The organism is Litchfieldella rifensis (genome assembly GCF_042646605.1).
Taxonomy (GTDB): domain Bacteria; phylum Pseudomonadota; class Gammaproteobacteria; order Pseudomonadales; family Halomonadaceae; genus Litchfieldella; species Litchfieldella rifensis.
The window spans coordinates 44,289-62,131 of sequence record NZ_JBHRUG010000026.1; the positions used below are offsets into that span (position 1 = coordinate 44,289).

Annotated in this window: 22 protein-coding genes; 15 read left to right on the forward strand and 7 right to left on the reverse strand. The window is 65.7% G+C overall.

Going from position 1 to position 17,843, the window contains the following annotated elements; translation table 11 throughout:
- Positions 1 to 13: 13 nt before the first annotated feature.
- From ACFOEV_RS11920 to ACFOEV_RS11940, 5 genes are all read left to right on the forward strand, one after another.
- Positions 14 to 400 carry a hypothetical protein gene (locus tag ACFOEV_RS11920; protein ID WP_386774174.1) on the forward strand — a complete coding sequence of 129 codons (387 nt, stop codon included), beginning with the start codon at positions 14 to 16 and terminating at the stop codon, positions 398 to 400.
- A 91-nt stretch (positions 401 to 491) separates the two neighbouring features.
- On the forward strand, positions 492 to 1,910 hold the full coding sequence (locus ACFOEV_RS11925; RefSeq protein WP_386774176.1) for an MFS transporter: 1,419 nt from the start codon (positions 492 to 494) through the stop codon (positions 1,908 to 1,910).
- Positions 1,911 to 2,050: 140 nt separating this feature from the next.
- Positions 2,051 to 2,362, forward strand: a complete 312-nt coding sequence (locus ACFOEV_RS11930) for a BolA family protein (protein ID WP_386774178.1) — start codon at positions 2,051 to 2,053, stop codon at positions 2,360 to 2,362.
- Complete coding sequence (locus ACFOEV_RS11935) at positions 2,359 to 3,174, forward strand: hypothetical protein (RefSeq protein ID WP_386774180.1); 816 nt, start codon at positions 2,359 to 2,361, stop codon at positions 3,172 to 3,174. The genes ACFOEV_RS11930 and ACFOEV_RS11935 overlap by 4 nt, the downstream gene beginning before the upstream one ends.
- Positions 3,167 to 3,667, forward strand: a complete 501-nt coding sequence (locus ACFOEV_RS11940) for a GNAT family N-acetyltransferase (protein ID WP_386774182.1) — start codon at positions 3,167 to 3,169, stop codon at positions 3,665 to 3,667. Before ACFOEV_RS11935 ends, ACFOEV_RS11940 begins: the two co-directional genes overlap by 8 nt.
- A 6-nt stretch (positions 3,668 to 3,673) precedes the next feature.
- Here ACFOEV_RS11940 and ACFOEV_RS11945 read toward each other — a convergent pair whose 3' ends face one another.
- Positions 3,674 to 3,874 (reverse strand): cell division protein ZapB, encoded by a 201-nt coding sequence (locus tag ACFOEV_RS11945; protein WP_386774184.1) that lies wholly within the window; start codon positions 3,872 to 3,874, stop codon positions 3,674 to 3,676.
- A 128-nt stretch (positions 3,875 to 4,002) separates the two neighbouring features.
- Positions 4,003 to 4,623 (reverse strand): 16S rRNA (guanine(966)-N(2))-methyltransferase RsmD, encoded by a 621-nt coding sequence (gene rsmD, locus ACFOEV_RS11950; protein WP_386774186.1) that lies wholly within the window; start codon positions 4,621 to 4,623, stop codon positions 4,003 to 4,005.
- Between the two features lie 93 nt (positions 4,624 to 4,716).
- Here rsmD and ftsY point away from each other — a divergent pair, with 93 nt between their 5' ends.
- The 4 genes from ftsY to rpoH all read left to right on the forward strand — a co-directional run bounded on the left by ftsY (position 4,717) and on the right by rpoH (position 8,676).
- Positions 4,717 to 6,045, forward strand: a complete 1,329-nt coding sequence (ftsY, locus tag ACFOEV_RS11955; protein WP_386774188.1) for a signal recognition particle-docking protein FtsY — start codon at positions 4,717 to 4,719, stop codon at positions 6,043 to 6,045.
- Entirely contained in the window at positions 6,042 to 6,710 is a 669-nt protein-coding gene (gene ftsE, locus ACFOEV_RS11960; protein WP_386774190.1) for a cell division ATP-binding protein FtsE, read from the forward strand. Before ftsY ends, ftsE begins: the two co-directional genes overlap by 4 nt.
- Positions 6,707 to 7,687 carry a permease-like cell division protein FtsX gene (gene ftsX / locus ACFOEV_RS11965; protein ID WP_386774192.1) on the forward strand — a complete coding sequence of 327 codons (981 nt, stop codon included), beginning with the start codon at positions 6,707 to 6,709 and terminating at the stop codon, positions 7,685 to 7,687. Before ftsE ends, ftsX begins: the two co-directional genes overlap by 4 nt.
- A 122-nt stretch (positions 7,688 to 7,809) precedes the next feature.
- Positions 7,810 to 8,676 (forward strand): RNA polymerase sigma factor RpoH, encoded by an 867-nt coding sequence (rpoH, locus tag ACFOEV_RS11970; RefSeq protein WP_386774194.1) that lies wholly within the window; start codon positions 7,810 to 7,812, stop codon positions 8,674 to 8,676.
- 81 nt (positions 8,677 to 8,757) lie between these two features.
- Here the strand turns inward: rpoH and slmA are convergent, their stop codons facing one another.
- The 5 genes from slmA to coaBC form a co-directional block, all read right to left on the reverse strand.
- Complete coding sequence (gene slmA / locus ACFOEV_RS11975; protein ID WP_386774196.1) at positions 8,758 to 9,375, reverse strand: nucleoid occlusion factor SlmA; 618 nt, start codon at positions 9,373 to 9,375, stop codon at positions 8,758 to 8,760.
- Between the two features lie 74 nt (positions 9,376 to 9,449).
- Positions 9,450 to 10,364: an acetylglutamate kinase gene (gene argB, locus ACFOEV_RS11980; protein ID WP_386774198.1), complete on the reverse strand. Its 915-nt coding sequence runs from the start codon at positions 10,362 to 10,364 to the stop codon at positions 9,450 to 9,452.
- A 65-nt stretch (positions 10,365 to 10,429) separates the two neighbouring features.
- Positions 10,430 to 11,824: a phosphomannomutase/phosphoglucomutase gene (locus tag ACFOEV_RS11985; RefSeq protein WP_386774200.1), complete on the reverse strand. Its 1,395-nt coding sequence runs from the start codon at positions 11,822 to 11,824 to the stop codon at positions 10,430 to 10,432.
- 133 nt (positions 11,825 to 11,957) lie between these two features.
- Positions 11,958 to 12,473, reverse strand: coding sequence for a dUTP diphosphatase (gene dut, locus ACFOEV_RS11990; RefSeq protein ID WP_386774202.1), 516 nt, complete (start codon positions 12,471 to 12,473; stop codon positions 11,958 to 11,960).
- 11 nt (positions 12,474 to 12,484) lie between these two features.
- A complete protein-coding gene (gene coaBC / locus ACFOEV_RS11995; protein WP_386774204.1) occupies positions 12,485 to 13,753 on the reverse strand; it encodes a bifunctional phosphopantothenoylcysteine decarboxylase/phosphopantothenate--cysteine ligase CoaBC in 1,269 nt (422 codons plus the stop codon).
- 132 nt (positions 13,754 to 13,885) lie between these two features.
- Between coaBC and radC the strand changes: the two genes are divergently transcribed.
- From radC to ACFOEV_RS12025, 6 genes are all read left to right on the forward strand, one after another.
- Complete coding sequence (gene radC / locus ACFOEV_RS12000) at positions 13,886 to 14,560, forward strand: RadC family protein (RefSeq protein ID WP_386774206.1); 675 nt, start codon at positions 13,886 to 13,888, stop codon at positions 14,558 to 14,560.
- Between the two features lie 166 nt (positions 14,561 to 14,726).
- Positions 14,727 to 14,963 (forward strand): 50S ribosomal protein L28, encoded by a 237-nt coding sequence (gene rpmB, locus ACFOEV_RS12005; protein WP_386774208.1) that lies wholly within the window; start codon positions 14,727 to 14,729, stop codon positions 14,961 to 14,963.
- Positions 14,964 to 14,976: 13 nt separating this feature from the next.
- A complete protein-coding gene (rpmG, locus tag ACFOEV_RS12010) occupies positions 14,977 to 15,132 on the forward strand; it encodes a 50S ribosomal protein L33 (protein WP_189469998.1) in 156 nt (51 codons plus the stop codon).
- A gap of 93 nt (positions 15,133 to 15,225) precedes the next feature.
- Positions 15,226 to 16,056, forward strand: a complete 831-nt coding sequence (gene mutM / locus ACFOEV_RS12015) for a bifunctional DNA-formamidopyrimidine glycosylase/DNA-(apurinic or apyrimidinic site) lyase (RefSeq protein ID WP_386774210.1) — start codon at positions 15,226 to 15,228, stop codon at positions 16,054 to 16,056.
- 98 nt (positions 16,057 to 16,154) lie between these two features.
- On the forward strand, positions 16,155 to 17,345 hold the full coding sequence (locus ACFOEV_RS12020) for a class I SAM-dependent rRNA methyltransferase (protein WP_449280239.1): 1,191 nt from the start codon (positions 16,155 to 16,157) through the stop codon (positions 17,343 to 17,345).
- 4 nt (positions 17,346 to 17,349) lie between these two features.
- A complete protein-coding gene (locus ACFOEV_RS12025) occupies positions 17,350 to 17,676 on the forward strand; it encodes a putative signal transducing protein (RefSeq protein ID WP_386774214.1) in 327 nt (108 codons plus the stop codon).
- The last annotated feature ends 167 nt before the right edge of the window (positions 17,677 to 17,843 follow it).

A 17,843-nucleotide genomic window follows, 5' to 3' on the forward strand; every position in this document is an offset into this window, starting at 1 on the left:
CGAGGAGAGTCCGATGAAACTGCTCAACCGCTCCGCCCTGAGCGTCAAGCCGACCCAGGCATTCCTGGACTGGATCAACTCCCTGGAGCCGACCGTCGGTGATGACGACCTGACACTCGACGACGTCGACCGCGAAAGCACCGTCTACCTGATTCCCGAGATGGATACCCCGGAGTCGCTCGAGGCCTTCGTTCGCGAGCGCTACATGGAAATTCTCGAGAGCGAGTTGCGCGCCTGGGAAGAAGACGAACGCCAGTGGCCGGAAACCCTCGATTGGGCGCTGTTCCAGCGCTTCGTGAACGTCGAGCACAGTTATCTGGCCATCGACCTCGACGACGAGGCTCCCTTGGAAGTGGCCGAGGTCGACGATTCGCTGCTGCTGGAAATCGAGCAGGACTGAGCGCCGTTCGCCGATTTGCGGCTGTCGTCGGGTGCGCTGGCACCCCTCATGAACCGGCTTCGGCCGGTTTTTGTCGTAGGTGAAGACCTCCATGAGCCGATTGTTCGAGACCCGTCCCGATGACGATGGCTTGCCCGGGCCGGAGCGACGCATTGCCGTGCTGGTGTTGGTGCTGGGTACCCTGATGGCGGTGATCGATACCACCATGATCAATATCGCCCTGCCATCGATCGCCCGTGATCTGAACGTCTCGGCCTCGCGGGCGGTATGGGTGCTCAGCCTGTTCCAGATCGTCTGTGCGGCGACCCTGCTGCTGTTTGCCTCGCTCAGCGAGCTCCTCAGCCGGCGCCGGCTATATGTCGCGGGCTTGGCACTCTTCACCCTAGCCTCGCTGGGGGCCGCGCTATCCAGATCCCTGGAGACGTTGCTGGTCTTTCGTGCCCTCCAGGGGCTCGGTGCGGCGGCGACATTGTCCATCGGGCCCTCCCTGTATCGGGTGATCTTTCCGACGCGTCTGCTGGGAGCGGCCATGGGGGTGAGCGCGCTGGTAGTGGCCGGTGGCTATGCCTCGGGGCCGACCCTGGGCGGGTTGGTGCTGGCCGTGACCGACTGGCCCTGGCTGTTCGCCATGCACGTCCCCTTGGGACTGCTCGCCTTGTCGCTGGCGTTGCGGGCGTTGCCGGCCGAGCCACGTCGTCGGGGAGGCTTCGATATGCTCGGGGCGGCGCTCTCGGCGACCATGCTGGCCAGCTTTTTCCTGGGTCTGGATGCCTTGGGGCACGGCGCCGGTGTGGGCAAGATCCTGATGCTACTGGCGGCAAGCCTTGTGGCGGGCTGGCTATTCCTGCGTCGTCAAAGGCGCGCCTCGCATCCCTTGCTGCCGCTCTCGCTGTTCGACGAGCCGCGCTTCACCCTGGCGGTACTGGTGTCAGGCTTGGCCTTCGTCGGGCAGGGCTTGGCCTTCGTGGCCCTGTCGTTTCTCTATCAGCAGGAAATGGGGCTGTCGCCGCTGCAGACCGCCTGGCTGTTCACCCCTTGGCCGCTGACCATCATGTTTGCCGCTCCACTGGCCGGCCGGCTCGCCGATCGGGTCAACCCGGCTGCCTTGTCGACATCGGGGCTGGTGCTGCTGCTGTGCGGGCTAATGTCGCTGGCGATGCTCGCTGACGATGCCGGCGTGATCGATAGCCTGTGGCGTACCGCCCTGTGCGGACTGGGTTTCGGGCTCTTCCAGGCACCCAACAATCGCGAGATGATGAGCAGCGTCCCCAAGGCGCGCAGTGCCAATGCCTCGGGCATGATGAGTACCACGCGGACTATCGGCCAGTCGCTGGGCGTAGCCTTGGTAGGCTTGTTTCTCGCCGCGGGCCTGGGCTCGGTGCAGGCTTCGCTGTGGCTAGGGTGCGTGGCGCTGAGCGGGGCCGTGCTGATCAGTCTGCGGCGTATTCCGCTGACTTCGGCACCGAGCCGCGAGTCGGAACGGCAATGCCCGTCGCCGCACTCGGATTGAGCCGTTACAATGGAAATTCTCTCCCCTGAGGGGGTGCCGAATGACGCGACGAGCCGAGTCAAGCACAACGCAGCGACTCGCCCGCGCAGGCAGCCATTCGCTGCTTTCTCGAGGAGACCTCTGACGATGAGACATCAGCCATGAGCATTCAGGCGAGTATCGAAGACAAGCTACAGGCACTCGACCCCACCTACCTGAAGGTGGAGAACGAGAGTCATATGCATAACGTGCCGGCCGATTCCGAAACCCACTTCAAGGTGACCCTGGTCTCGGAGCGCTTCACCGGCCTGATGCCAGTCAAGCGGCATCAGCAGATCTATGCGCTGCTGGCCGATGAGCTGGCCGGGCCGGTACACGCCCTGGCACTCCACCCCTATACCCCCCAGGAATGGGAAGCGCGTGGTGGCAGTCGCCCGGATTCTCCACACTGCCGGGGCGGTGGCGGGTCGTGACCACCGAACCCCAGCGCCTGCAGTATCTCGAGGCGATGGGCCTGACCGCCTGGGTCGGGCGCTATCGCCTACCCAATGCCCGGCCGAGCCCCGAATGCGAGTGGGAGCTGCCCGAGGCGGAGCCTGCCAAGCCCCCTGGCGAACGTCTGCACGCCCTGCTCGATCAGCGTACCGAGGTGCCGGCGCCCAGGCCCGAGCCCGAGCCGCCGCCGGCCCGTCATGCCGGGCGCGCCCGCGCCTTGCTGGGCGGATCGCCAGCGGCGCCCGCCGAGCCTGCGTCGCAGGACACGTCACCGGTTGCGACGCCCGGGCCGGAGCCGGCACCGGCCGAACCACAGCAGCCGCTGCGCTTTACCCTCCAGGTCGCCGCCCTCGATGGGCGCTGGCTGATAGTGGTGCCGAGCGAGACGCCGCCGACGGCCACCGCGCAGCGGCTATTGGCGAATCTGCTGCAGGCTGCCGGCATCGTGCCCAACACCGCACCGGACTTCCAGACCTTCCGCTGGCCGATGATGGACGAACTGCCGGTCGAGGCGCCGCAGGATGAGGCGCGTGATGGCCTGCGCGCCTTCGTCGATGGGCGGCGTCGCGATGGCTGGCGCCCCGAGCGGATCCTGGTGTTCGGCTCGCACGCGGTGCTGGAAGCGGTACTGGCACTGACAGGTGGGCATTGCGCGCTGCTGGAGATTCCCGGTTGGCAGGGGCCGGCACTCGACACCCTGGCCACGGATGCCTCGGCCAAACGCGGGCTGTGGCCACTACTGCGCCGCTGGGGGAAGCAGTGGCGCGTTGCGGAGCCTGACGGTGAGTGACATCGCTCTGCAGCGACTCGATGTCGGCTGGAAGACGGCCTTGGCGGCCGTGGAGCTGGCCGGTCAGCCTCACCCCTGGACGCCGGCGCAGCTTGCCGAGGCGCTGGCCGATCCGCACATCCGAGTCTGGGGAGCGCTGGATCGACAGGCGCGGCTGCTGGGCTTCGCCGTGTTGCAGCGCCTGCCCTTCGATGCCGAGTTGCAGGCGATTACCGTGGCGCTGCCGGCGCGGCGCCGAGGGATCGCCAGCACCTTGCTGGCGAGGGGGGGCGATGATGCTGCCGAGTGGGGCAGCGAGCGGTTATTGCTCGAAGTGCGAGCCGGCAACACGGCCGCCATCGCCCTGTATCGCCAGTGCGGGTTCGAGGAAGATGGCCGCCGCCGCGGCTATTACCCGCCTGCGCGGGCAGGCGGCGAACGCGAGGATGCATTGTTGATGTCGCTGCGGCTTGGGATACCTTCACCCGACGATGTGTCGGGCCGAGCCTGGTAGGGGGAGTCAGGACACGTCGGCGTCGCTGCTTTCCAGCTCCTGGAACTTGCTCAACAGGCCATTGAGGCGGCGCTCCCAATCGTCGTGCTCCTGCTTCAGGCGAGCGTTTTCCTCGCGCAGCTCCTCGGCTTCCATCTTCAGCATCTCGATGGCTTCGACGGCGTTGGTGACCTTCTGCTCGAGCTGATTGAAGAGTTCGATGCTCATCCTGTTCTCCTGGTGTCTTGCGTCTGAGGCTTGCGTGCCATGTGAGGCGTAGGGCGTGTTCAATAATCGTCAGGGCGCAGCGTACGATGGCGAGCAGCGCTCGGCAAGCGTCTCTGGGTAGCGACGGGTCATGACGAGGAGGTGCGCCGATACAGGCGTCCGGTACCGTCGCCGGCGCGTACCTCACGCTGCAATTGCCAGGTGACGGGGACCCGGGGCATGAGCTCCCGCTCGGTTTCCAGATAGATGAAGGCGTCCTCGGTCAGCCAGCCGTGCGCTTCCAGCGCGGCACAGCTCGGCTCGGCGAGGCCCTGGCGGAAGGGCGGGTCGAGAAACACCAGCGCAAAGGGCGTCGCCGCGCGGTCCAGAAAGGCCAGCGTATCGGCAATTTCGACGCGTCCCGCGGCCTCCAGCGTTGCCAGGTTCGCTTCGAGGACCGCCGCCACGGCGGGAGCGCGCTCGACGAAGACAGCCTGCCGCGCGCCACGCGACAGCGCTTCGAGTCCCAGGGCACCGGTGCCGGCGTACAGGTCCAGCACCCGGGCACCCGGCGTGACGGCCGTCAGCCAGTTGAATAGGGTCTCGCGTATCCGGTCCGGGGTCGGACGCAGGCCGGGACTATCGAGTATCGGCAACAATCGACGACGGTACTCGCCACCGATGATACGCAGCTTGCCGCCTCCGCCGTGACGAGAGGCAGGAGACGCCTTGCGGCGAGACGGGGGGCGGGAAGGTGGACGGCGTTTCATGGTGGGAGAATTGTACCCGTCGGCTTGTCCACAGTCATGGCCCGCAATGGTACGATGAGCCGATCGTTCAGGTCTCGAGGTCAGATCACGCCCATGTTCGGACGTTTCAAGCGCAAGAAGAAGCAGGACGACGCTCAGGAGTCGCGAGAGCAACGGACAGCACCACTGTCGGAGGAGGAAGATCGCGGCGCCGATGAGGTCGGTGACTCGGGGCACGAAGAGTCCCGGGCAGCGGTCGACACACAGGATTCGCAGTCGGCCCGGGCTGCCGAGTCAGCGTCGGAGGCGCCCGACGTCGAGGTCGCTCGTCAGGTGCAGGACGATGAGGAGGCTGCCGGCCACCAGGGCGCCACGGCACTCGGGGACACGCCGCAGGACGTGGCCTCCGCCGACGCGGTGAAAGATACGCCCGAGTCAGGTCCCGATGTGGCCGCGGCGCCGGCCGCGATGCCCAAGGCCGAGAGAAAAGGCTGGTTCGCGCGTATCAAGGCCGGGCTCGACAAGACCCGTGCCAATCTCTCCGAGGGCATCGCCGATCTGTTCCTGGGCAAGAAACAGATCGACGACGAATTGATGGAGGATCTCGAGACCCAGTTGCTGATGGCGGATGTGGGGATCGAGGCCACCAGCGAGATCATCGACAACTTGGCTGCGCGGGTTTCGCGCAAGGAGTTGAACGACCCGCAGGCATTGTATGCCGCGCTGCAGGGCGAGCTGACGGCATTGCTCGACCCGGTCGCGACCCCCTTGCGCCTGCCGCCGAAGGGCGAAGGGCCCTTCGTGATCCTGATGGTCGGTGTCAATGGGGTGGGCAAGACCACCACCATCGGCAAGCTGACCCAGCACTTCCAGCGTGAAGGGCGCAGCGTGATGCTGGCCGCGGGCGATACCTTCCGCGCCGCCGCGGTGGAACAGCTCAAGGTGTGGGGCGAGCGCAATCGTGTGCCGGTGATCGCCCAGCATACCGGTGCCGACAGCGCTTCGGTGATCTACGACGCCCTCGCTGCGGCCAAGGCGCGCAAGGTCGACGTACTGATCGCCGACACCGCCGGGCGATTGCACAACAAGAGCCATCTGATGGAAGAGCTCAAGAAGGTGCGCCGGGTGATGGCCAAGCTCGACGAGCAGGCTCCTCACGAGGTGATGCTGGTGCTCGATGCTGGGACCGGGCAGAACGCCCTGTCCCAGGCCAGTACCTTCAACGAGGCGGTACCGGTCAGCGGTATCACCCTGACCAAGCTCGACGGCACCGCCAAGGGAGGCATCATCTTCGCCCTGGCCAAGCAGCTCGGAACGCCGATCCGTTATATCGGCGTCGGTGAATCACTGGATGACCTGCGTCCCTTCGCGGCGAAAGAGTTCGTCGAAGCGCTCTTCTCGCGGGACGACAGTAGTGAGATAGGCGGTCGCACTGATTCATGATCGCTTTCGAGCACGTCGGCAAGCGCTATGGTGGGCGCTTCGAGGCCCTGGCCAACATCGACTTCCGCATCCAGCGTGGCGAGATGGTCTTCCTGACCGGCCATTCCGGGGCGGGCAAGAGTTCGTTGCTGCGCCTGATCATGCGCCTGGAGCGGCCCTCCCGTGGCCGGGTGCTGGTGGCCGGCCACGATATCGGTCGTCTGCACGCCAGCCAGGTGCCTTTCTATCGGCGCCAGATCGGTGTGGTCTTTCAGGATCACCAGTTGCTGTTCGATCGCTCGGTCTATGCCAATGTGGCCTTGCCCCTGGAGATCCAGGGCGTCGAGCCCCGCGAGGCCGCCCGTCGGGTGCGGGCGGCACTCGACAAGGTCGGCTTGCTGTACCGCGAGAAGGCACTGCCCATCGAGCTGTCCGGCGGTGAGCAGCAGCGCATCGGTATCGCGCGGGCGGTGGTCAACAAGCCGGCGCTGCTGTTGGCCGATGAGCCTACCGGTAACCTCGATCCGCAGCTTTCCGCCGATATCATGCAGCTGTTCGAGGATTTCAATCGCATCGGCACCACGGTGATGATCGCCAGCCATGACCTGGCGCTGATCGCCCGCTTGCGCCATCGGGTATTGCGGCTGCGCGAGGGGCGTCTGGTGGCCGATGAGGGGGCGTCATGAATCGCCGCGAAAGCCCGCAGGTACCGCGTCGCGGTGCGCGTAGCCAGCGAACCGGGGTCGCAAGCCGCGCGCGGGCCTGGGCGCGCCATCATCGTGCCATGTGCCTGGACAGCGCGTGGCGTCTGATCCGCTATCCGTTGGGCAGCCTGCTGACCATGCTGGCCATCGCCATTGCCCTGGTGCTGCCGGCCGCCTTGTGGCTGACGCTCGACAGCGCACGGCTGCTGGACGCCGAACTGGAGGAGAGCGCCACCCTGACGGTCTACCTGGCATCCGATGTCGGCGAGGCCCAGGCCATGCGGGTGAACCAGGCGCTGCAGGCCCATGATGAGGTGGCGGCCACGCGCCTGATCACCGCTGCCGAGGGCATGGCCGAGTTCCAGCAGGCGCTGGGACTGACCGATGCCCTGAGCCGGCTCGATGGCAATCCCTTGCCGGCCAGCGTGGTGGTGTCGCCGCGTGACACCGCGCCGCAGGCGGTGCGCCTGCTGTCCGAGGAGTTGGAGACCGTCAGCGGCGTGGCCGACGTGCGTCTCGACCTGGCCTGGCTGGAACGTCTGCGGCGCCTGGCCGAACTGGGGCAACGACTGACCCTGGCCCTGGGGGTGTTGTTCGGGCTCGGCGTGCTGCTGATCGTCGGTAACACCGTTAGGCTGGCGGTGGAAAGCCGGCGCCAGGAGATCGAGGTGGTGACCCTGATCGGTGCCACTCATGCCTTCGTGCGCCGTCCCTTTCTTTACAGTGGCGCCTGGTATGGCCTGGGAGGCGGCCTGTTGGCCTGGGGGCTGCTGACCCTGGGCGGTGGGTGGCTGTCCGCCCCGGTTTCGGCCCTGGCCGAGAGTTACGGGGCTCACTTCGCCTTGCCGCGATTGGACGCCCTGGGGTCGGCAGGTCTACTGTTTTCGAGTACACTGTTGGGTCTTCTGGGGGCCTGGATTGCCGTGGGACGTCACTTGGCTGACATCCGGGCCCGTTAGGCTTCACACTTGGGTGCCGCAGCACCTCGACGCTGAGCTTGGAACTTTCGCGCTGACTTGTGTTCTCACACAGCGCAGATATCATTAGGCAACTAATTGGCAATCATGGAGACACCTTGCACATGAGCACCAGTCTTCAGCCTGTCGGCCATCTTTCGCCGGGCCACGACTTAAATGGCTATATCCAGGCGGTCAACGGCATCCCCGTATTGACCGCCGAGGAAGAGCGTGAATTGGCCTTTCGTCTGCACGAGCAGAACGATCTGGAGGCAGCGCGTCGCCTGGTCATGTCGCACCTGCGTTTCGTGGTGCATATTGCCCGTAGCTACTCCGGCTATGGTCTGCCCCAGGCGGATCTGATCCAGGAGGGCAATGTGGGGCTGATGAAGGCGGTCAAGCGCTTCGACCCCAATCAGGGGGTGCGTCTGGTGTCTTTTGCCGTGCATTGGATCAAGGCCGAGATTCACGAGTTCGTGCTGCGCAACTGGCGGATCGTCAAGATCGCCACCACCAAGGCCCAGCGCAAGCTGTTCTTCAACCTGCGCAGCGCCAAGAAGCGCCTGGCCTGGCTCAACAACGACGAGGTCGATGCGATCGCCAAGGACCTCGATGTCAAGCCCGAGGTGGTCCGTGAGATGGAAGGGCGCCTCTCGGCCTACGATGCCGGCTTCGATGCCTCGCCCGGCGAGGACGACGAGCAGGGCTACCAGGCACCGGTGCACTTCCTCGACGATAACCGTTACGATCCCGCCACCCAGCTCGAGGACAGTGACTGGGAGGAGGACTCCACTCGCCGCCTGCAGTTGGCCCTGGAAGAGCTCGATGAGCGCTCGCGGGACATCCTGCAGCGCCGCTGGCTGAATGAGCCCAAGGCGACCCTGCACGAGCTGGCCGATGTCTATGGGGTGTCCGCCGAGCGCATTCGCCAGCTCGAGAAGAACGCCATGAAGAAGATCAAGCACCAGATCGGCGATGCCCTGGTGGCGTGAACATCCCGCCACGGCGATCGATCCAGACCAGAAAACCCGGCCCAGGCCGGGTTTCTTGCTTTCTTGGTGGCGGCTACGGGGTCAGGCGCGTACCACCTGCGGCACCTCCACCAGCAACTGCCGGGACAGCAGTTGCCACTGCTCGTCCCAGTGCTCGGTCGGGCGCCGCCGAAAGTCGCTGCGCACGTACTGGGTGATGCGTCCTTCGGCATGAGCCAGCAGCAGATTGGCGGCGCTGGAAGCCGGTAGTGACGGTCGCAGGCGCTCGCGGATCTCGGCCTCGCGCAGGATCTGCTTGAGCTGGGTTTCCAGGCGCTCGAAGAGCTGGTTCATGCGCGCGCGCAGGCGCGCGGTCTCGCCTGTCAGAGCGTCGCCGCCGAGCAGCCGCGAGAGGCCGGGGTTCTTCTCGGCGAAGCCCAGCAGTAGGGTGAGGATCTGCTGGCAGCGGGGGAGGGCGTCGGGGGTGTCGTCGAGAATGCGCCGGATGCGCTCGAACAGGCTCTCCTCGATGAACTCGATCAGCCCCTCGAACATGCGCGCCTTGCTCGGGAAGTGGCGATACAGCGCCGCTTCCGACACCCCGACCTGTCGCGCCAGGGAGGCGATGGTAATGCGTTTGCCGCTGTCTTCCTCGAGCATCAGGGCCAGGGCCTGAAGAATCTGCTCGCGGCGGCTTTGTTTGGATGATTCCTGCGTCATGATGTTCTTCTAATGATCCCTTGGTTCGCTCATCCTACTGTCGCCTCCGTGGAGGGGCAAACACTGCCGCGGGTTCACACCCCATCGCCGCGGCCGGTGGGAGTGATCTGGGTGCCGACCCCGGCATTGGTGAAGATTTCCAGCAGCGACGCATGAGGCACGCGGCCGTCGATGATATGGGCACTCCTCACGCCGCCCTTGACGGCTTCCAGGGCGCAGCGGATCTTCGGCAGCATGCCGCCGTGGATGGTGCCATCGGCGATCAGGGCGTCGACGGCGTGGGTCGACAGGCCGGTCAATACCTCGCCCTCGGCATTCATCAGGCCGGCGACATTGGTCAGCAGCATCAGCTTTTCGGCATTCAGGGCCTCGGCGATCTTGCCGGCCACCAGGTCGGCATTGATGTTGTAGCTGTGCCCCTCGGCGTCCACCCCGATTGGGGCGATGACCGGGATGAAATCCCGCTCGGCGAGCATCTCGATCAGGTCGGTGGAGATATGCTCGACCTCGCCGACATGGCCGATGTCGATGATTTCCGGGGCGGTCATCTCCGGGGTCTTGTGACTGACCTTGAGCTGGCGGGCGGTGATCTGGGCGCCATCCTTGCCGGTCAGGCCAATGGCCTTGCCGCCGCACTGGTTGATCAGGTTGACGATGCCCTTGTTGACCAGGCCGCCGAGGACCATTTCCACCACGTCCATGGTTTCGGAATCGGTCACGCGCATGCCGTTGACGAAGCGCGACTCGATCTTCAGCTTGGCCAGCAGGTCGCCGATCTGCGGGCCGCCGCCATGCACCACCACCGGGTTGATGCCGACCTCCTTGAGCAGCACCATGTCGCGGGCGAAGGAGTCGATCAGGGTATCCTCGGTCATGGCGTTACCGCCGTACTTGACCACTACCGTCTTGCCGGAAAAGCGCTGGATATAGGGCAGGGCTTCGGAAAGTACTTCGACCACCAGGCGGGGGTCGCGTGTCTGTTCGGTCATTGGTGTCTCTCGATTCAGGCGCGGTGCCCGCTTGCGGGGGCGGGCGCCGCACCAGCCATGGAAGATCAGAACGGCAGTTCGATACCGGGGGCGACCTGGGACAGTGCCGCACCGAAGCTGTCCTGGATGCGCCTGAGTGCCGCTTCGTCCTTGCCCTCGAAGCGCAGCACCAGCACCGGTGTGGTGTTGGAGGCGCGGCACAGTCCCCAGCCGTCCGGGTAGTCGACGCGGATCCCGTCGAGCGTGGTCTTGACGCCGTCGGTACCGAAGTCGCCCTCGCGTGCCAGGCGTTCGACCAGCGCGAACTTGGTCTCGTCGGTGACGGTGATGTTCAGCTCCGGGGTGCCCAGGTCCTGGGGATAGCGGTCGAAGAAGGCATCGGCGTCCCGCTCCTGGCGGGAGAGGATCTCCAGCAGGCGGGCGGCGCCATAGAGGCCGTCGTCGAAGCCATACCAGCGCTCCTTGAAGAAGATGTGACCGCTCATCTCGCCGGCGAGCTGGGCGCCGGTTTCCTTCATGCGACCCTTGATCAGCGAGTGGCCGGTGCGCCACATTTCCGGCGTGCCGCCGGCCTCCTCGATCACCTGGGCCAGGTTGCCGGTGCACTTGACGTCGAAGATCACGCGCGCCCCGGGGTTGCGTGAGAGCATGTCCTCGGCGAAGGCCATCATCAGACGGTCGGGATAGATCAGCTCGCCCCGGGGAGTGATCACACCCAGGCGGTCGCCGTCGCCGTCGAAGGCCAGGCCGATATCGGCGCCGCTCTCCTGGACGGTGCGGATCAGGTCCTCGAGGTTTTCCGGCTTGCCCGGGTCCGGATGATGATTGGGGAAGGTGCCGTCGATCTCGGCGAACAACGGGGTCATGTCGGCCCCCAGTCTCTCGACCAGCATGGGGCCCAGTTCGCCGGTGACGCCGTTGCCACAGTCCACCACCGCCTTGAGCGGGCGCGCGAGCGAGACGTCGCCCAGGATGCGCTCGAGGTAGGCCGCGCGGACGTCCTCTTCGCGGACCTGCCCCTGGCCGTGGCTGAGATCGCCTTCCACGATGCGGCGATAGAGCGCGGTGATGGCATCCCCGGACAGCGTCTCGCCGCCGAGCACGATCTTGAGTCCGTTGTAGTCGGGCGGATTGTGACTGCCGGTGATCACCACGCCCGAGGCGCTCCCCTCGAGCACATGGGTGGCGAAGTAGAGCACCGGGGTCGGCACCATGCCGATGTCGATGACGTCGCGCCCGGAAGCGGTGAGGCCGCGAGTCAGAGCGGCCTGCAGGCGCGGGCCGGAGAGGCGTCCGTCGCGGGCCACGATCACCGTGGACTCGCCACGCGCGGCGGCCTCGCTGCCGATGGCCTGGCCGATCCGCTCGACGGTCTCCTCGGTCAGGGTGTCGTCGACGGTGCCGCGAATGTCATAGGCACGGAAGATGGAAGCAGGTACGGAGTTGGCTGTCTGGGTCATTGGACTATCCCTAATTGGTAATGACGGACTCGGCAGGCCGCGCCGCGTATCGGCGCGGGTCCCGCGTTCCAGGCCCGGGCGTCTCGTCCTTGTGCGATCCTTGCCCGCGACCGTGTGGCTCGCTGCGTCGGCGCTAGCGGCGACCGGAGCTGCCGAAGCCGCCTGCACCGCGCCGGCTGGCGTCGAAGTCTTCGACCACGTCGAGTTCGGCCTGTACCACGGGGACAAGCACATACTGTGCCAGGCGTTCGCCCGGCTCGAGCGTGAACTCATGGTGACCGCGATTCCAGACCGAAATCATCAGCTCGCCCTGGTAGTCGGAATCGATCAGGCCGACCAGGTTGCCGAGCACGATGCCGTGCTTGTGCCCCAGGCCGGAGCGCGGCAGGATCATGCCGGCGAGACCGGGATCGGCGATATGGATGGCCAGTCCGGTGCGTACCAGCTCGCACTGGCCGGGAGCGAGGGTGAGCGGGGCATCGAGCAGGGCGCGCAGGTCCATGCCGGCACTGCCGGTGGTGGCGTAATGCGGCAGCGGGAAGTCGCGAACCCGGTCGTCGAGGATCTTGACGGCCAGCTTGGGTATGGTCTGTCCAAGGGTGGCCGCGTGAGGCCTGGCGGGGTGTGGGGGGGATAACGTGTCAGCCATGGGGGTTCCTGTCAGGAGGATGGGGTCTCGTGGCTGGCGGTCAGGCGCTCGAGAATCGCCTCGAAGACCGCCGAGGCCAGCGTCTGCTTGGTTTGTGCCGGCAATTCGCGACGTCCCGGTGAGCGGTCATCATCGCGCCACAGCAACAGGGCCGCATTGTGGTCGGCCCCGAAGCCCAGCCCTTCCTGCGACACGTCGTTGGCGACGATCATGTCCAGCCCCTTGCGCAGGAGCTTGTCTCGGGCATAGGCCTCGAGGTCGCGGGTTTCGGCGGCAAAGCCGACGACGAAGGGGCGGATCCGGCGGTCGAGGGCGGCGATCTCGGCGATGATATCGGGGTTCTTGGCCAGCTTCAGGGTCAGGTCGTCGCGCTCCGCGGTCTTCTTGAGCTTGTGTTCGGCGACGTGTTCGACCCGATAGTCGGCGACGGCCGCGCAACCGATGAAGACATCGCTCTGCTCGGCGAGCCGGCGCGACGCTTCGAACATTTCCTGGGCCGACTCCACATCGAGGCGCTCGACGCCCGGGGGCGTGTCCAGGGACACCGGGCCGCTGATCAGCTTGACCGTGGCGCCCCGACGGACGGCCGCCTCGGCCAGCGCATAGCCCATCTTGCCCGAGCTATGGTTGGACAGGTAACGCACCGGGTCGATGGCCTCGCGCGTGGGGCCGGCGGTGATGACGATGGTCAGGCCGCGGGCGTCGGCTGTCGCTCGAGACGGAGCGAAGAGGGACGACGTCACGGCCAGCAGGGATTCCAGGATCGTCTCGGGCTCGAGCATGCGGCCGGGGCCGATATCGCCGCATGCCTGGTCGCCGGCATCGGGGCCCAGCAGCCGCCAGCCATCGTCCTCGAGTTGCCGGGCATTGCGCTGGGTGGCGGGATGGCGCCACATGGCCTGGTTCATGGCCGGGGCCATCACCCGTTCGGCATCGCTTGCCAGGCACAGGGTGGTCAGCAAGTCGTCGGCATGGCCGTGGGCCAGACGTGCCATCAGGTCGGCGGTGCCCGGCGCGACCAGGATCAGCTCGGCCCAGCGGGCCAGCTCGATATGTCCCATGCCGGCCTCGGCCTCCGGATCGAGCAACGAGGTCCGTACCGTTTCGCCGCTCAGTGCCTGGAGGGTCAGCGGGGTGATAAAGGCCTGGGCCCCCTCGGTCATGACCACGCGCACCTCCGCGCCGGCCTTCTTCAGGAGCCGCGCCAGCTGGGCGCTCTTGTAGGCAGCGATACCGGCACTGATGCCGAGCAGAATGCGTTTGCCGAGCAGTGTTGACATGACACGATCCGAACCGGAATCCAGGCACCTACCTTATCATCAGCGCCGGGCTTTGCGTAGCCACGGCAAGCTGGACAACGGCGGCGACACTGGTAGTTTGGTGGAGTGAACAGCAGACGCAAGGAGGCGTCGATGTCGATTCGTGACTGGCCGGAAGGCGAGCGGCCCCGGGAAAAGTTGCTCGCCCTGGGCGCGGCCGGACTGTCGGATGCCGAGTTGCTGGCCATCTTCCTGCGGGTGGGGGTGAAGGGGCGCTCGGCAGTGGATCTGGCCCGCGACCTGTTGACGGGGTTCGGCGGCCTGCGCCAGTTGCTGGAGGCCGATCGCACACGGTTCTGTGCCGAGCACGGCCTGGGCGAGGCCAAGTACGTCCAGCTCCAGGCGGTGCTGGAGCTTTCCCGGCGCCATCTGGCCAGTCAGCTCGAGCGTGGCGGTGCCCTGACCTCACCGGCACTGGTACGCGCTTATCTGGCGTCGCAGTTGCGCCACCTCGGGCATGAGGAGTTCGCTGCGCTGTTCCTCGACAGCCAGCATCGGGTGATCCGCTTCGAGTCGTTGTTTCGCGGCACCCTGGACAGTGCGTCGGTGTATCCCCGGGAGGTCGCCCGGCGCGCCCTGGAGCTGGGGGCCGGGGCGATCATCTTCGCGCACAACCACCCCTCCGGCGTCGCCGAGCCCAGCGACGCCGATCGCCGCATCACCGATCGGCTCAAGGAGTCGCTGGGCCTGTTCGAGATTCGGGTGCTGGACCATTTCGTTGTCGGTGACGATGAGGTAGTATCCTTTGCCGAACGCGGCTGGTTGTAGGGTGCCGGGCCGCTTGGGCTTGCCGTGGACCACCAGGTCTGGTATAAAGTGCACCCTTTGAATTCCCTTGGGTTAAATAAGGGGCAGTGAGACGGTGGCCAGCCGTTCGCCCTACCCGGTTTGCCCGACAGGTTTTGAACAACTCGCCAAGCGGTTGGAGGCTCCCATGTCCAAAGTATGTCAGGTTACCGGCAAGCGCCCGGTGACTGGTAACAATGTATCGCACTCCCAGCGCAAGACTCGCCGTCGTTTCTTGCCCAACCTGCATACCCACCGTTTCTGGGTGGAGTCCGAGAAGCGCTTCGTCAAGCTGCGTATCTCCTCCAAGGGTATGCGTATCATCGACAAGAAGGGCATCGAAGCGGTGCTCGGCGATATCCGCAAGCGCGGTGAAAGCATCTAAGGGGGCATGAGTCATGCGTGACAAGATCAAGATGGTGTCCAGCGCCGGTACCGGCCATTTCTACACCACCGACAAGAACAAGCGGAACACCCCGGACAAGCTCGAATTCAAGAAGTTCGATCCGGTGGTCCGCAAGCACGTGATGTACAAGGAAGCCAAGATCAAGTAAGCCTTGATCGCTTCCACCGCAGGCGAGAGTCTGCCCCGGAACCCGGCTCGCGCCGGGTTCTTGTGTATCTGAGCCTCGCCAGCAGGAATCGCCATGCCCGAGTTGCCCGAAGTCGAGACCACGCGCCGCGGTATTGCCCCGCACGTCGAGGGGCGTGAGATCCGCGAGGTGATCGTCCGCGAACGGCGCCTTCGCATGCCGGTCCCGGAGGGGATCGAGGACGCCTTGATCGGCGCCCGTGTCGGCACGCTCGGCCGACGGGCCAAGTACCTGCTGGTACCCGTCGCCGGTCCGCTTGGCGAGGCGTCGACGCTGCTGTGGCACTTGGGCATGTCGGGCAGCCTGCGCATTGCGCGCATCGGCGAGTTGCCGAAAAAGCACGACCATGTCGACCTGGTGCTGGAAGACGGTGCCATCCTGCGCTATCACGACCCCCGCCGTTTCGGCTTCATCGACTGGCTGCGGGGCGCCATCGAAACCGACCCGCGGTTGGCCCGGCTGGGGCCGGAACCCCTGTCGCCGGAATTCGATGCTCGGCGGCTTTATGCGCTGTCACGCAAGCGTCGCATTGCCGTGAAACCCTTTCTGATGGACAGCGCCGTGGTGGTCGGGGTGGGTAATATCTACGCCGCCGAGGCGCTGTTTCTGGCCGGTATCGATCCGCGTCGTGCCGCCGGACGTATCTCGCAAGCGCGCTATGAGCTGCTGGCGGCAGCCGTGCGTGAGGTGCTGGCGGCGGCCATCACCCAGGGTGGGACGACGTTGCGCGACTTCGTCAGCGGCACCGGTGAGCCGGGCTACTTCGCCCAGCGCCTCAATGTCTACGGTCGCGTTGGCCAGCCCTGCCGGCGCTGTGGCGCCGAACTCCAACTGGTGACCCTGGGCCAGCGGGCCAGCGTGTTCTGCGGCTCCTGCCAGACGTGAGCGAGCCACCGGCATCCGTCGAGTTTTGCCCGACGGGGGCCGTGGCGCGTTAGAATGCCTTTTTACCTACTCCCGTTTTCTGCATGTCGGAGATCTCCGTGACCGAACGCCTGCGCTTGAAGAAGAATGCCGATCGCCGTTTGAAGGCCGGCCATCTATGGCTGTATTCCAACGAGATCGACACCCAGGCCACGCCGCTCAAGACCTTCGAGCCGGGCGCCCAGGCAGTGATCGAGGCCGCCAATGGCAAGGCGATGGCGGTGGCCTATGTCAACCCGCACTCGTTGATCTGCGCGCGCGTGGTGTCCCGCGATCCCAATGTCCGCCTCGATCGCTCGCTGCTGGTGCATCGCCTGAAGCAGGCACTCGGATTGCGCGAGCGGCTGTTCACCAAGCCTTTCTATCGCCTGATCCATGGTGAAGGCGATCTGCTTCCGGGGTTGATCGTCGATCGCTTCGATGACGTCCTGGTGGTGCAGCTCAACACCCTGGGGATGGAGCGTCTGGGCGAGGAAGTCGTCGCCGCGCTGGACAAGGTATTGTCGCCACGGGCCATCGTATTCAAGAACGACTCGTCGGGGCGCCGCCAGGAGCAGCTCGAACGCCAGGTATCGCTGGTCAAGGGGGAACTGCCCGAACAAGTGCTGCTGGAAGAGAATGGCGTGCGCTTTGCGGTGCCGGTGCTCGAGGGCCAGAAGACCGGCTGGTTCTATGACCATCGTGCCAATCGCGCCTGGTTGAACGGCTTGGTGGCCGGCAAGCGGGTACTGGACGTGTTCAGCTACATCGGTGGCTGGGGCGTGCAGGCGGCGGCGCATGGGGCCAGCGAGGTGCTGTGCATCGATGCCTCGGGCGAGGCCCTGGAGCGGGTCGCCGAGAATGCCGCCCTGAACGGCCTGACCGAGCAGGTGGCTATCGGTGAGGGCGATGCCTTCGAGGTGCTCGCGGCGCTCAAGGCCGACAACGAGCAGTTCGACGTGGTGATCCTCGACCCACCGGCCTTCATCAAGAAGCGCAAGGACATTCCCAACGGCGAGCGGGCCTATTCGCGACTCAATCGCGAGGCCATGCGGTTACTGGGGCGTGACGGCCTGCTGGTCTCGGCGTCGTGTTCCATGCATCTGGCACCGGAGCGTCTGATGGAGTGCATACGGGGGGCGGTGCGTCACCAGGATCGCCATGGCCAGGTGATCTACCAGGGACACCAGGGGCCCGACCATCCGGTACATCCGGCGATTCCCGAAACCGCCTACCTCAAGGCATTGGGCGTGCGAGTCTTCAGGGATTGATGCCATGGCGGACTATGTACGGGTATTTCGGCACTCCAACGCCCTGCTGGTCAGCCATATACAGAATGTCCTGATCGCGGCGGGGATTCCCGCCGAACTGCGCAACATGACCCTCGGCGGCGGGGCCGGTGAGCTGCCGCTGGGGGAGTGCGAGCCCGAGGTCTGGGTGGCGGCGCACAATGCCGCGCGCGCCGACGCCCTGGTGCGGGAGAGCCTGCAAGGTGCCAGCGACCCGGCACCCGACTGGGTCTGCCCCCACTGTGGCGAGTCACTGGGGGGCGCCTTCGAGACTTGCTGGAAATGCGGCACCGACCGTTCCCATGGAGCCTGATACGTCCCTGAGCGGTCGTGCTCGGCGCATGCCCGCCGGGTATGTCGAGATCTACGGTGCCGCCCTGATGCCCGAATAGTGAACCGGAAATCTTCTCGAATCGCGGTGTCCTGGCAAGATATCATCCGGATTTTCGAGCAATATTTGCGAGATCGCTGCGAATTCTC